14 protein-coding genes are annotated in these 13660 nt (G+C 71.5%); 8 read left to right on the top strand and 6 right to left on the bottom strand.

The features are described 5' to 3' along the window. The first annotated feature begins 144 nt into the window (after positions 1-144). A complete protein-coding gene (locus tag Srubr_RS26830) occupies positions 145-1182 on the top strand; it encodes an ATP-binding cassette domain-containing protein (RefSeq protein WP_189993777.1) in 1038 nt (345 codons plus the stop codon). After that, the gene (locus Srubr_RS26825) at positions 1179-2036 is read left to right on the top strand and encodes an ABC transporter permease (RefSeq protein ID WP_189993766.1); all 858 of its coding nucleotides are present in this window, start codon (positions 1179-1181) and stop codon (positions 2034-2036) included. The genes Srubr_RS26830 and Srubr_RS26825 overlap by 4 nt, the downstream gene beginning before the upstream one ends. Before the next feature lie 108 nt (positions 2037-2144). On the opposite strand, the gene greA is transcribed toward Srubr_RS26825, so the two are convergent. After that, positions 2145-2642 carry a transcription elongation factor GreA gene (gene greA / locus Srubr_RS26820; protein ID WP_189993764.1) on the bottom strand — a complete coding sequence of 166 codons (498 nt, stop codon included), beginning with the start codon at positions 2640-2642 and terminating at the stop codon, positions 2145-2147. Between the two features lie 194 nt (positions 2643-2836). Next, on the bottom strand, positions 2837-3235 hold the full coding sequence (locus Srubr_RS26815) for a DUF4307 domain-containing protein (RefSeq protein ID WP_189993762.1): 399 nt from the start codon (positions 3233-3235) through the stop codon (positions 2837-2839). A 124-nt stretch (positions 3236-3359) separates the two neighbouring features. Here Srubr_RS26815 and mca point away from each other — a divergent pair, with 124 nt between their 5' ends. The 3 genes from mca (at position 3360) to Srubr_RS26800 (ending at position 6609) form a co-directional block, all read left to right on the top strand. Next, complete coding sequence (gene mca / locus Srubr_RS26810) at positions 3360-4220, top strand: mycothiol conjugate amidase Mca (protein ID WP_189994507.1); 861 nt, start codon at positions 3360-3362, stop codon at positions 4218-4220. Next, positions 4213-4455 (top strand): hypothetical protein, encoded by a 243-nt coding sequence (locus Srubr_RS26805; RefSeq protein ID WP_181794606.1) that lies wholly within the window; start codon positions 4213-4215, stop codon positions 4453-4455. Before mca ends, Srubr_RS26805 begins: the two co-directional genes overlap by 8 nt. Before the next feature lie 129 nt (positions 4456-4584). Continuing rightward, positions 4585-6609, top strand: coding sequence for a thioredoxin domain-containing protein (locus Srubr_RS26800; protein ID WP_189993760.1), 2025 nt, complete (start codon positions 4585-4587; stop codon positions 6607-6609). Between the two features lie 57 nt (positions 6610-6666). Here the strand turns inward: Srubr_RS26800 and Srubr_RS26795 are convergent, their stop codons facing one another. Next, positions 6667-7401 carry a Mut7-C RNAse domain-containing protein gene (locus Srubr_RS26795; RefSeq protein ID WP_189993758.1) on the bottom strand — a complete coding sequence of 245 codons (735 nt, stop codon included), beginning with the start codon at positions 7399-7401 and terminating at the stop codon, positions 6667-6669. A 59-nt stretch (positions 7402-7460) separates the two neighbouring features. Beyond that, the gene (trhA, locus tag Srubr_RS26790) at positions 7461-8174 is read right to left on the bottom strand and encodes a PAQR family membrane homeostasis protein TrhA (protein WP_189993756.1); all 714 of its coding nucleotides are present in this window, start codon (positions 8172-8174) and stop codon (positions 7461-7463) included. A gap of 289 nt (positions 8175-8463) precedes the next feature. On the opposite strand from trhA, the gene Srubr_RS26785 reads away from it, so the two are divergent. Together Srubr_RS26785 and Srubr_RS26780 are read left to right on the top strand one after the other, a co-directional pair. Beyond that, entirely contained in the window at positions 8464-10287 is a 1824-nt protein-coding gene (locus Srubr_RS26785) for a phosphoenolpyruvate carboxykinase (GTP) (protein ID WP_189993746.1), read from the top strand. Positions 10288-10661: 374 nt separating this feature from the next. Next, the gene (locus Srubr_RS26780; protein ID WP_189993744.1) at positions 10662-10817 is read left to right on the top strand and encodes a hypothetical protein; all 156 of its coding nucleotides are present in this window, start codon (positions 10662-10664) and stop codon (positions 10815-10817) included. Between the two features lie 172 nt (positions 10818-10989). Here the strand turns inward: Srubr_RS26780 and Srubr_RS26775 are convergent, their stop codons facing one another. Together Srubr_RS26775 and Srubr_RS26770 are read right to left on the bottom strand one after the other, a co-directional pair. Beyond that, positions 10990-11406 (bottom strand): SCO4983 family protein, encoded by a 417-nt coding sequence (locus Srubr_RS26775; protein WP_189993742.1) that lies wholly within the window; start codon positions 11404-11406, stop codon positions 10990-10992. 88 nt (positions 11407-11494) lie between these two features. Beyond that, positions 11495-12706, bottom strand: coding sequence for a pyridoxal phosphate-dependent aminotransferase (locus tag Srubr_RS26770; protein ID WP_189993740.1), 1212 nt, complete (start codon positions 12704-12706; stop codon positions 11495-11497). Positions 12707-12830: 124 nt separating this feature from the next. Between Srubr_RS26770 and Srubr_RS26765 the strand changes: the two genes are divergently transcribed. Continuing rightward, entirely contained in the window at positions 12831-13601 is a 771-nt protein-coding gene (locus tag Srubr_RS26765; RefSeq protein WP_189993738.1) for a hypothetical protein, read from the top strand. The last annotated feature ends 59 nt before the right edge of the window (positions 13602-13660 follow it).

The raw sequence follows: 13660 nt of genomic DNA, 5'->3' as shown, positions 1-13660 counted from the left end.
GTGCCGGACCGTCCGTTCGTGCCCATGCCGGGTGGCGCCCCGTGCCGGTGAGAGAAAAGGGCGCGCGCCTCCAGGCGAACACGCCTAGCTTTTGCGAAGAGTCCGTCCCGAAAATCCGCGATCCCCGACGAGGTGGAGACAGACATGCCAGGGGCCATCTATGCCGAAGGCCTGGTGAAGACCTTCGGCGACGTAAGGGCGCTGGACGGCGTCGACCTGGACGTGCCCGAGGGCGCCGTCCTCGGCCTGCTCGGGCCGAACGGCGCCGGCAAGACGACGGCGGTCCGCTGCCTGACGACGCTGCTGCGCCCCGACAGCGGCAAGGCGGTCGTCGCGGGCGTGGACGTGCTGCGCCACCCCGACGCCGTGCGCCGCTCCATAGGCCTGTCCGGTCAGTTCGCGGCGGTGGACGAGTACCTGACCGGCCGGGAGAACCTGCAGATGGTCGGGCAGCTGTACCAAATGAGGGCGAAGGCGGCCAAGGCCCGCGCGGCGGAGCTGCTGGAGCAGTTCCACCTCGTGGACGCCGCCGACCGCCCCGCCAAGACGTACTCCGGAGGCATGCGCCGCCGGCTGGACCTCGCCGCCGCCCTCGTGGTCTCCCCGCCGGTGATGTTCATGGACGAACCGACGACGGGCCTCGACCCGCGCAACCGCCAGCAGCTGTGGGAGGTCATCAAGCAGCTGGTCTCCGGGGGTACGACACTGCTGCTCACCACGCAGTATCTGGAGGAGGCCGACCACCTGGCCCATGACATCGCGGTCGTCGACCACGGCCGGGTGATCGCCCAGGGCACCTCCGACGAGCTCAAGGCCCGCACCGGCGGCGAGCGCGTCGAGGTCGTGGTGCAGGACCGGGAGCGCATGGCGACCGCGGCGGAGGTGCTGCGCGGCTTCGGCAAGGGCGAGACCGCAGTCGAGGAACACACCCGCCGGCTCACGGTGCCCGTCACCGGCGGCGCCAAGCTGCTCGCCGAGATCATCCGCGAGCTGGACACGCGCGGGATCGGGATCGACGACATCGGGCTGCGCCGCCCGACCCTTGACGACGTCTTCCTGTCCCTGACCGGACACGCGGCCCAGGGCGCCGACGGGGACCAGCCGGACGCGCCGGGCGAGCGGAAAACCCGCGACGAACGAAGCGAACGCAACGAACGGAACGGCAAGGAGGCCGTGAAATGAGCGCCGTCACCGAGGCCGCGCCCGCCACCGCACCCGGCAACGCCGTCGGCCGGTCCGTCAGGGACTCGCTGATCGTTGCCCGGCGCAACTTGATCCGCATGTCCAGAATCCCTGAAATGTTAATTTTCGGGCTGATCCAGCCGATCATGTTCGTGGTGCTGTTCACCTACGTGTTCGGCGGCTCCATGAAGATCGGCGCCAGCACCAGCGCGCTCGACTACAAGAACTTCCTGATGGCCGGCATCTTCGCGCAGACCGTCACCTTCGCCACCGCGGGCTCCGGCGCCGGCATCGCCGACGACATGCACAAGGGGCTCATCGACCGCTTCCGCTCCCTGCCCATGGCGCGCGGCGCGGTGCTGACCGGCCGCACCCTCGCCGACCTGGTACAGACGGCGCTCACGGTGCTGGTCCTCGCGATCGTCGCGCTGCTGGTCGGCTGGCGGACCGGCTCCGACGGCGGCACGAACCCCGGCCGCGTCCTCGCCGCGTTCGGACTGCTGCTCCTGCTCGGCTACGCCTTCACCTGGATCGGCGCGCTGATCGGCCTGAGCGTGCGCACCCCGGAGGCGGCCACCTCCGGCGGGCTCGTCTGGCTCTTCCCGGTCACCTTCATCTCCAACGCGTTCGTGGACACCGCCAACATGACGCCCTGGCTGCGCCACATAGCCGAGTGGAACCCGTTCAGCGCCACCGTGCAGGCGGCCCGCGTGCTGTTCGCCAACCCCGGGCAGTCCGCCTCGGGCGCCTGGCCGATGCAGCACCCGGTGTGGGCCTCGCTGATCTACTCGGTCCTGATCGTCGTCGTCTTCCGCACCCTCGCGGTACGCAAGTACCGCTCCGCGACCGCCTGACCACCTGCCCGGCGGCGGCCACGGGCCCCGCTCCCCGGGCCCGCACATGACAAAGCCCCCGGCCATCCCGAAGGGCGCCGGGGGCCCGAAGCCGACCAGGGGCCCGGGTCAGCCCGTGTAGGGCTCGGCCTTCAGAATCCGCACGGAGGCCTTCTTGCCGTTGGGCAGCTCGTACTCCGCGTCCTCACCGACCTTGTGGCCGATGACGCCCCCGCCCAGCGGGGACTGGGGGGAGTAGGTCTCGATGTCGGCACTCGCGTACTCGCGGGAGGCGAGCAGGAACGTCAGCGTGTCGTCCTCGTCACCGTCGAAGGCGATCGTGACGACCATGCCCGGGGCGACGGCACCGTTCGCGGCCGGCGGCTCGCCGACCTTGGCGTTCTCGAGGAGCTGGGTCAGCTGGCGCACGCGCAGCTCCTGCTTGCCCTGCTCCTCCTTGGCCGCGTGGTACCCGCCGTTCTCGCGCAGGTCGCCCTCCTCACGCGCAGCCGCGATCTTGGCGGCGATCTCCGTGCGCGCAGGACCAGTAAGGTACTCAAGCTCGTCCTTGAGCTTGTTGTACGCCTCCTGGGTCAGCCAGGTGACGTTCTCGCTGGTCTGGGTCACAGGGTGCTCCTCGTCGGTACTGGGAATACAAAGCATCGCCCTACCCAGAAGAATGTTCCCTCATGGATGGGCGAAACCACGAGCCTAACAATTCATGGGCGAAAGGGGGAGGACATAAGCCGTGTAAATCTCGTCAACGCAGGTCAGGAGCCGCGTATTCCGGGTGGCGCCGGGGAGTGTCCGCCGGTCGGCCGTCAGTCGGCGTGGCAGCCCAGCAGCTCGGCCGTCGTCCCCTGGGCGGTCGTACGGAGCGTGACGACCTTGTCGATGCGCGTGTCCGGCCCGGAGAACCGGAAGTCGGCCCGGCCCACCTCGGCGCCGTCCTCCGACTGGGACCGCACGGTGCAGTAGCCGGACGTGCCGGCGTCCTTGTGGACCTCCAGGTGGACCTTCACCTTGTCGTCGGACGCCTGGAAGGTGATGACCTGGGCGCTGATCTCGCTCCGCGCCACGTAGTGGTAGGCGAAGTAGCCGACCAGGGCCAGCAGGGCCGCCCCCAGCACCGAGGCGGCGATCCTGAGCTTGCGGTCGGCGCGCTCGTCCGAGGAGCGGCCGTAGCGGCCCTCGGGCAGCCGCGTGCTCGCGGTACTCATGATCGTCCTCTCCGCGGAATTATTCGCCCCCCGATTGAGTCACTATAGAAGCCGCCGACTGCGCCCGGAGCCACGGGGGCGCCGAGTTACCGAGGATTGAGTCTTGACTGATCAGTTGCGACTGATGGCCGTTCACGCGCACCCCGACGACGAGTCGAGCAAGGGCGCGGCCACCATGGCGAAGTACGTGTCCGAGGGGGTGGACGTGCTGGTGGTGACGTGCACCGGCGGAGAGCGCGGTTCCATCCTCAACCCCAAGCTGCAGGGTGACGCGTACATCGAGGAGCACATCCACGAGGTGCGCAAGAAGGAGATGGACGAGGCCCGCGAGATCCTCGGCGTCAAGCAGGAGTGGCTGGGGTTCGTGGACTCCGGGCTGCCGGAGGGCGACCCGCTGCCGCCGCTGCCCGAGGGCTGCTTCGCCCTGGAGGACGTCGACAAGGCGGCCGGCGAGCTGGTGCGGAAGATCCGTTCCTTCCGCCCGCAGGTGATCACCACCTACGACGAGAACGGCGGCTACCCGCACCCCGACCACATCATGACCCACAAGATCTCCATGGTGGCGTTCGAGGGCGCGGCGGACACCGCGAAGTACCCCGAGGACGAGTACGGGCCCGCCCACCAGCCGTTGAAGCTGTACTACAACCAGGGCTTCAACCGCCCCCGCACCGAGGCCCTGCACCAGGCCATGCTCGACCGCGGCCTGGAGTCGCCGTACGGGGACTGGCTCAAGCGCTGGGACGAGATGGAGCGCACCGAGCGCACGCTGACCACGCACGTTCCGTGCGCGGACTTCTTCGAGATCCGTGACAAGGCGCTGATCGCGCACGCCACGCAGATCGACCCGGACGGCGGCTGGTTCAAGGTGCCGCTGGAGCTCCAGAAGGAGGTCTGGCCCACCGAGGAGTACGAGCTCGCGAAGTCTCTGGTCGATACCTCCCTCCCCGAGGACGACCTCTTCGCGGGCATCCGGGACAATGCCTGACATGAGCGCAAGCGTGAGCCTCGCAATGACGCACCTGGTCCCCCTCGCCAAGGAGGTGGACCAGAACAAGGTCACCCCCGGTGTCCTCGGTTTCATCGTCTTCGCGGTGATGGCCGTGGCCGTCTGGGGCCTGATGAAGTCGATGAGCAAGCACATGCAGAAGGTCGACTTCAAGGAGGCCCCGGACACCGGGGCGGAGCCGGCCGGGAAGCAGGCCGGCTCCCCGGCACAGTAGGGCCGGCCGGGCTCACCGCCACACCGGCACCGCCACACCGCCGACGCACGGCCGTGGCGGTCCGGTCCTCCCCGCGCGCCGGTCGCCGTGGGCGCCACGCGCCGCCGGAGCCCGTGGGAGAGTGGAACGGTGAACCGACTGGCCCATGAGACGTCCCCGTATCTGCTCCAGCACGCCGACAACCCCGTCGACTGGTGGCCGTGGTCGGCCGAGGCCTTCGCCGAGGCCCGCCGGACGAACAAACCCGTCCTGCTGAGCGTCGGGTACAGCAGTTGTCACTGGTGCCACGTCATGGCCCACGAGTCCTTCGAGGACCAGGCCACCGCCGACTACCTCAACGACCACTTCGTCAGCGTCAAGGTCGACCGCGAGGAGCGGCCGGACGTGGACGCGGTGTACATGGAGGCGGTACAGGCGGCGACCGGGCACGGCGGCTGGCCCATGACCGTGTTCCTCACCCCCGACGCCGAACCCTTCTACTTCGGCACCTACTACCCACCCGCCCCGCGCCACGGCATGCCCTCCTTCCGGCAGGTGCTGGAGGGCGTCCAGCAGGCCTGGACCACCCGGCACGACGAGGTCAGCGAGGTCGCCGGGAAGATCGTCCGGGATCTCGCCCAGCGGGAGATCGTCCGGCAGGCCGCCGAGGCGCCCGGGGAGCAGGAGCTGGCCCAGGCCCTGCTCGGCCTCACCCGCGAGTACGACCCGCAGCGCGGCGGATTCGGCGGCGCGCCCAAGTTCCCGCCGTCCATGGTGCTGGAGTTCCTGCTGCGCCACCACGCCCGCACGGGCGCCGAGGGCGCGTTGCAGATGGCCGTGGACACCTGCGAGCGGATGGCGCGGGGCGGGATCTACGACCAGCTCGGCGGCGGGTTCGCCCGGTACTCCGTCGACCGCGACTGGATCGTGCCGCACTTCGAGAAAATGCTCTACGACAACGCCCTGCTGTGCCGGGTCTACGCCCATCTGTGGCGGGCCACCGGTTCGGACCTCGCCCGGCGGGTCGCGCTGGAGACCGCCGACTTCCTCGTCCGCGAGCTGCGCACGCCCGAAGGCGGGTTCGCCTCCGCCCTCGACGCCGACAGCGACGACGGCACCGGACGGCACGTGGAGGGGGCGTACTACGTGTGGACGCCCGCGCGGCTGCGCGACGCCCTCGGTGACGACGCCGAGCTCGCCGCCCAGTACTTCGGCGTGACCGAGGAGGGCACGTTCGAGCACGGCCAGTCGGTGCTGCGGCTCCCGCAGACGGAGGGCGTGTTCGACGCGGAGAAGATCGCGTCCGTCCGGCGCCGGCTGTTCGACGACCGTGCCCGGCGGCCCGCCCCCGGCCGGGACGACAAGGTCGTCGCCGCCTGGAACGGGCTCGCCGTCGCCGCGCTCGCCGAGACCGGCGCCTACTTCGGCCGGCCCGACCTGGTCGAGGCCGCGCTCGGCGCCGCCGACCTGCTCGTCCGCGTCCACCTGGACGAGCACGCCCGGCTCGCGCGCACCAGCAAGGACGGCCGGGTCGGCCCCAACGCGGGCGTGCTGGAGGACTACGGTGATGTGGCCGAGGGCTTCCTGGCGCTCGCGTCGGTCACCGGCGAGGGCGTCTGGCTCGACTTCGCCGGACTGCTGCTCGACCAGGTCCTGGCCCGGTTCACCGACCCGGACACCGGCGCCCTGTTCGACACCGCCTCCGACGCCGAGCGACTGATCCGCCGCCCCCAGGACCCCACCGACAACGCCGCCCCCTCCGGCTGGACCGCCGCGGCCGGGGCCCTGCTCGGCTATGCCGCCCACACCGGTTCCGAGGCCCACCGGGTGGCCGCCGAGCGGGCGCTGGGGGTCGTGAAGACCCTCGGGCCGCGGGTGCCGCGGTTCATCGGGTGGGGGCTGGCCGTCGCCGAGGCACTGCTCGACGGGCCGCGCGAGGTGGCCGTCGTGGGACCCGGCCCGGACGACGAGCGGACGGCCGCCCTGCACCGTACGGCCCTGCTGGGCGCCGCCCCGGGGGCCGTCGTCGCCTGCGGCACCCCGGAGGGCGACGAGTTCCCGCTGCTGGCCGGCCGCACCCTCATCGACGGCGCCCCGGCCGCGTACGTCTGCCGGGGCTTCGTCTGCGACCTGCCGGTGACCGACCCGGAGGCGCTGCGGGCGAAGCTGGCCTGAACCCCGCGCGGGCGAGCGGGCGTCGGCGTCGTACGGTTCCGCCGGGCTGAGCGGGCGTCAGCTTCGTACGGCTCCGCGCCGGTTCAGGGCGCGTTCCACGATGGCCTCCAGCTGATCGTGGTGCGCGCCTTTCCAGTACGCGCGACCGCACTCCGCGCACTGGGCGAACACGTCGTAGGTGCGCCGGGTGCCGCCCTTGAGCTGGTCGGCGACCTCGTCCTTGGCGGCTTCCCGCAGCAGGCCGTTGCACGCGGTGCAGCGGGTCCAGGGCCGCAGCCCGGGGTCGAAGCGGTCCAGGATGTCGTCGAGCTGGTCGTCGGGGCGGGTGCTGTAGACGAACGCGCCGGCCCACAGCTCCCGGCGGCGCAGCAGGCCCCGGTCGCGGCTGAGCATCACCCGCTTCTCGGCCGCCGAGCGGGCGGCGAGCGCCGGGTCGCCGATGTCCGTCGACTCGTACGCCGTGTCCACGCCGAGCAGCCGCAGTCGGCGGGCGAGCGTGCCGAGATGGACGTCGAGGAGGAAGCGCAGCGGCGCGCCCGGCACCCGCTGGGGGCGCTCCACCGGGCGGACGACGACCCGCTCGGCCGCGCCCGGGACGTGCCCGGGCAGGACCGGGCGGCCGTCCACGATCAGGGCGCCGACCTCGGTGAGCGGGATGCCGAGGGACTCGATGACGTGGCCGAGCGTCGAGACGCCGTCCGTGGCCAGCGCCGTGGCCCCGTGCCGGCGGGCGGCCGGTACGAACAGATGGAGCGCGGGGTCGACTTCGACGTGGATCTCGGTTGCGTTCACCCGGCCAGCATCGCACGGGACCCCGCGCGGACCTCTGCGGTTTTTCTCCAGGGGGCGGCTTACGCGTGCTGGTAGGCGACCAGCGAGATGCCGACGTAGTGCACGACGAACGCGGCGAGGGTGAGGGAGTGGAAGACCTCGTGGAAGCCGAACCAGCGCGGTGACGGGTTCGGGCGCTTGATGCCGTAGATCACGCCGCCGGCGCTGTACAGCAGGCCGCCGACCACCACCAGGACCAGGACGGCGATGCCGCCGGCGCGCAGGAAGTCGGGCAGGAAGAACACGGCCGCCCAGCCCATCGCGATGTAGCAGGGCGTGTACAGCCAGCGAGGGGCGCCGACCCAGAAGACGCGGAAGACGATGCCGGCCGCGGCGGCGGCCCAGATGCCCCACAGCAGCCAGCGGCCCTTCCCGCCGGGCAGGAGCAGCAGGGTCAGCGGGGTGTAGGTGCCCGCGATGATCAGGAAGATGTTGGCGTGATCCAGGCGGCGCAGCACGCCGTCCATGCGGGGGCTCCAGTTGCCCCGGTGGTACAGCGCGCTGACGCCGAAGAGCAGACACGCCGTCAGGACGTAGATGCCGCAGGCTATGCGGCCTCTGGTCGAGTCGGCGAGGGCGGTGAGCACGAGGCCCGCGATGAGTACGGCCGGGAACATGCCGAGGTGCAGCCAGCCGCGGAGGCGGGGCTTGACCGGATGCGGCAGGGAAAGCGCGACGGGACCGCGGCCGGCGGCCGGCGTGTCCGTGGGCGCGTCGGGGACGGACGCAGTCATGCGGGGCATGGTACCGACGCCTCCGTAAGCCGACCGTCAATGCGCGCGCATCCACGTCACTCTCGCGCGCTTGGCAAAAAGTCCTTCAGCTGAACCCAACGTGGACGCAAAACAACCTGGACATCGTGGGATTCCTCACGCCGCTCACTTGTGATGCCCTCTGGACAGATGGGCACTAGACTCGGATGATCAAATGAGTGCGGTCGGCACCGGATGAGCGGCTACGAAGCGTCCGGGTCGCGGCCCCCACGGGGCGAACACACCTGAAAACCCTCACTTAGGAGCAATCGTGGCGCGCGACAACGCGGCTCCCACCGTCGTCCCCACCAACCACCGGGAACTGATCTCGTGGGTCAACGAGATCGCCGAACTGACCCAGCCGGACAGGGTGGTCTGGTGCGACGGCTCCGAGGCCGAATACGAGCGGCTGTGCGAGGAACTGGTCGCCAGGGGAACGTTCAAGAAGCTGGATCCGGTCAAGCGCCCGCACTCCTACTACGCCGCCTCGGACCCGACCGACGTCGCGCGGGTCGAGGACCGGACCTTCATCTGCTCCGAGAAGGAGGAGGACGCGGGCCCGACCAACCACTGGAAGGCCCCCGCCGAGATGCGGGAGATCTTCACCGGCGACCAGGGCCTGTTCCGCGGCTCCATGCGGGGGCGCACGATGTACGTCGTCCCGTTCTGCATGGGCCCGCTCGGCTCCCCGCTGTCCGCGCTGGGCGTGGAGATCACCGACTCCGCGTACGTGGCCGTCTCCATGCGCACGATGACGCGCATGGGCCAGGCCGTCCTGGACGAACTGGGCGAAGAGGGCTTCTTCGTCAAGGCCGTTCACACGCTGGGCGCCCCGCTGGAGCCGGGCCAGGAGGACGTCCCCTGGCCCTGCAACCAGACCAAGTACATCTCGCACTTCCCCGAGACCCGCGAGATCTGGTCCTACGGCTCCGGCTACGGCGGCAACGCCCTGCTCGGCAAGAAGTGCTACGCGCTGCGTATCGCCTCGGTCATGGCGCGTGACGAGGGCTGGCTGGCCGAGCACATGCTGATCCTGAAGCTGACCCCGCCGCAGGGTGAGGCCAAGTACGTCGCCGCCGCCTTCCCCTCCGCCTGCGGCAAGACCAACCTCGCCATGCTGGAGCCCACGATCTCCGGCTGGACGGTGGAGACCGTCGGCGACGACATCGCCTGGATGCGGTTCGGCGAGGACGGCCGCCTGTACGCGATCAACCCCGAGGCGGGCTTCTTCGGTGTCGCGCCCGGCACCGGCGAGCACACCAACGCCAACGCGATGAAGACCCTGTGGGGCAACGCGGTCTTCACCAACGTCGCGCTCACCGACGACGGCGACGTGTGGTGGGAGGGCATGACCGAGGAGCCCCCGGCCCACCTGACCGACTGGAAGGGCAACGACTGGACGCCGGAGTCCGACACCCCGGCCGCCCACCCCAACGCCCGCTTCACCGTGCCGGCCTCGCAGTGCCCGATCATCGCGCCCGAGTGGGAGGACCCCAAGGGCGTGCCGATCTCGGCGATCCTGTTCGGCGGCCGGCGGGCCACGGCCGTGCCGCTGGTGACGGAGTCCTTCGACTGGAACCACGGCGTCTTCCTCGGCGCCAACGTGGCCTCCGAGAAGACCGCGGCGGCCGAGGGCAAGGTCGGCGAGCTGCGCCGCGACCCGTTCGCCATGCTCCCGTTCTGCGGCTACAACATGGGCGACTACATGGCCCACTGGATCGACGTGGCCAAGGACAAGGACCAGTCCAAGCTGCCGAAGATCTACTACGTCAACTGGTTCCGCAAGGACGACGAGGGCCGGTTCGTCTGGCCGGGCTTCGGCGAGAACTCCCGTGTCCTGAAGTGGATCGTGGAGCGGCTGGAGGGCAAGGCCGAGGGCGTCGAGACCCCGATCGGCATCCTGCCGGCCAAGGGGGCGCTGGACACCGACGGGCTCGAACTGCCCGAGTCCGACCTGGACTTCCTGCTCACCGTGGACAAGGACGTCTGGCGCGAGGAGGCCGCCCTGGTCCCCGAGCACCTGAACACCTTCGGCGACCACACCCCGAAGGAGCTGTGGGACCAGTACCACGCGCTGCTGGACCGCCTGGGCTGAGCCCCGTACCCGCAAGACTCCGCGGCCGGTCCGGATGTGCCCTGACCAGCGATCGTCACGACCGGCCGCGGTGACCACCCGCCCGGGGCCCCGCACAACGGCGTGCGGGGCCCCGGGTCTTCGGCTTCCGGGACCCTTCGGCATCCGGGGTGTCCGGCCCGGCCGGCCCGGTGGGGCAACAGGGGTGTCCGGCCGCTCCGGCGCGGCGGGGCGGGCGGGGCCGGTCAGGCGGGTCGCCGGGGAGCAGGGTGACCGAGTGCCGCACAGTGGGTGTATGCGGCGTGACGGTATGCGACGCGCCTCGGAACCGGGCGCCTTCCTGCCCTCCCGCCGGCACCGGCTCCGGCCGCGGGACGTGGGGCTGCGCCCGCTGGGTGCCCGCCGCCAGGTACCGGGACTGCGCCGGGAGCACCCTGGGCGAGGAGGTCATGGACCTTCCGGCCGACCCGGGGCAGCGTCTGGTCGTCCTCGGCGCCGAACCGGGCTCGGCGTCCGAGGAGGCGCTGCGGCTCCTCGCCGCGTCCGCCTGACCGCGGCGCGCGGGACGGCCGTCCGTTCGTGTTCCGTGCTGCCTGCTCCCGGAGGTGTACCGGGCGCGGCGAAGGCACCGGCCGGAGCCGGCGGTGAGGTGGATGGCGCCCGGTCCGCGCGTCGCTGCGGGTGCGCGCGGACCGGGGCCGACAGGGGGACCCCTCGGCGGGGTCAGTGGGCCGGGCTGAGCGTCTTCGGGTCGGTCCCGGCGGCGTGGGCGTCCATCCGCTCGGCCGTGAGGATCGCCACGGCGGTGTCCGCGCGGGAGGCGGCGACCACGAGGGCGCGTCCGGCGAGCGTGTGCGCCCGCCGGTGCAGTGCGGCCGGGTCGCCCGCCGCGGCCGGTGCCGCGCGCAGCGGCGTACGGCCGCCGCGCAGCCGGGCCACCTGGGCCGCGAGGCGTTCCGCGGCGGTGTCCAGGTCGGCGGACGGGGTCAGGGCGCGCAGTTCGTCGGTGACCGCGAGCAGCGCGGCGAGGTGTCCGGCGAGCTGGATGTCCAGCTCCTCCTCGCGCGACCGGTGGGGGAAGTCGCAGGAGGTGCCGGCCATCGTGCTGTGGACCGACTTGGAGCGGATCGGTTCGTACATGGGGATGGCCTCCTGTGCTCTGACAGGAAACCATCCTACATTGGATTTCGTCTAAAGTTGATTCGAGTCACGGAACGCGGTCCGCCGGTTACGGCTGGCCGTATCCGTCCAGGAAGGTGCCGATGCGGGTGACGGCGTCCCGGAGGTCGCCGACCGTCGGCAGGGTCACCACCCGGAAGTGATCGGGCTCCGGCCAGTTGAAGCCGGTGCCGTGGACGACCATGATCTTCTCCTGCCGCAGCAGGTCCAGGACCAGCTGCCGGTCGTCCTTGACCTTGAAGACCTTCGGGTCGAGCCGGGGGAAGAGGTACAGCGCGCCCTTGGGCCGTACGCAGCTGACGCCCGGGATCGAGGTGAGCAGGTCGTAGGCGACGTCCATCTGCTCCTTCAGCCGCCCGCCCGGCAGCACCAGGTCGTTGATCGACTGACGCCCGCCGAGCGCGGCGACCACCCCGTGCTGACCCGGCATGTTGGCGCACAGCCGCATGTTCGCCAGGATCGTCAGGCCCTCGATGTAGGAGTCGGCGTGGGCGCGCGGGCCGGAGACCGACATCCAGCCGACGCGGTAGCCGGCCACCCGGTACGCCTTCGACATGCCGTTGAAGGTGAGGGTGAGCAGATCGGGGGCGACCTTCGCGGTCGGGGTGTGCGTGGTGCCGTCGTAGAGGATCTTGTCGTAGATCTCGTCCGAGCAGACCAGCAGGTTGTGCCGGCGGGCGATGTCCGTCAGCCCCTTGAGCACCCCCGCGTCGTACACCGCGCCCGTGGGGTTGTTCGGGTTGATGATGACGATCGCCTTGGTGCGGTCGGTGACCTTGCGCTCTATGTCGGCCAGGTCGGGCATCCAGTCGGACTGCTCGTCGCAGCGGTAGTGCACCGCCGTTCCCCCGGACAGGGAGACGGCCGCCGTCCACAGCGGATAGTCCGGGGCCGGCACCAGGACCTCGTCGCCGTCGTCCAGCAGGGCCTGCATCGCCATCACGATCAGCTCGGAGACGCCGTTGCCGATGAAGACGTGCTCGACGTCCGTCTCGATGCCGATGGTCTGGTTGTGCATCACGACCGCGCGGCGGGCGGCGAGCAGACCCTTGGCGTCGCCGTAGCCGTGCGCCGTGGAGACGTTGCGGAGGATGTCCTCCAGGATCTCCGGGGGGCACTCGAAGCCGAAGGCGGCCGGGTTGCCGGTGTTGAGCTTGAGGATGCGATGGCCCGCCGCCTCCAGCCGCATGGCCTCTTCGAGAACCGGGCCCCGGATCTCGTAACAGACGTTGGCGAGCTTGGTCGACTGGATCACCTGCATGTCCGTGAGCTTACGGCCCCCTCGTGCCTCATGGGCGGTGTTTTCCACCACCCGGGACACGGGGATGCCCGGAGGGCGCCGCCGAATGTCTTCCAGGGGTCTTGCGTCCCTAGAATCCGCTGACATGTCCACGGAACGGGAGTACGAAGCGGAGGCGCACGTGCCGCAGGGAGCGGGCGGCGCGCTCGGTGTCCGGCCGAACGTGTACCACCCGCTGCCGGCTCCGGCCCCCGCGTACGAGCAGTACGCCGACCCGGCCGCCGCGCACGGCTGGCAGAACGACTACGACGCGACACGCGAGCTGCCTCCGGTGGCCGGGGTGCCCGGCGGCCCGGCCGAGCCCGCGCCGCCGGAACTCGCGGGGGCCGGGGCGCGCCGGGCCGGGCGTGGGCGGGCGCGGCGGCGCGCGGGCGGACGCCGGCGCGCGGTGGTCGGCGGCGGTGCCCTCGCGGCGGTGGCCGGCACCGTCGCGGTGATCGCCGCGCTGTCCGGTTCCGGCTCCCCGGACGGGTCCCGCCACGCCGGCGGCGGCCGGACCGCCGACGCCCCCACGAAGCACGACGACGGCACGGACGGCGAAGGCGAGGGCACGGGCGGCGCGGGCGCCGGTGCTGCCGTGCCCACCACCGCGCCGCCCGCGTCGGCTCCGGCCACCGCGACCCGCCCCGCCGTGGCCGTGCCGTCGAGCGCGCCCGCCCGCCCCGCCGCCCCGCGCCCGAGCACCACCGCGAGCGGCCCCGACGGCGGCCGGCCGGCCACCACCGAGCCCTCTGTCACCCGGTCCGCCGCCCCCACGGCCTCGCCCACCGCATCACCCACCGCCTCGCGGACCTACCGCCCGGGCGGCCCCCACCACGGCCACGGCGGCCATAGGTGGCCTCGCTGGACGGAGTGAGCAGGGGCGCGTCCGGCTCTCTGTGTGCAGTACGGCGTCCCGCGCGCCCAACGGCTGTG

This window comes from Streptomyces rubradiris (assembly GCF_016860525.1).
Taxonomy (GTDB): Bacteria; Actinomycetota; Actinomycetes; order Streptomycetales; family Streptomycetaceae; genus Streptomyces; species Streptomyces rubradiris.
Note: the sequence above shows the minus strand (reverse complement) of the source record. Positions and strands in the feature narration are given on the sequence as shown.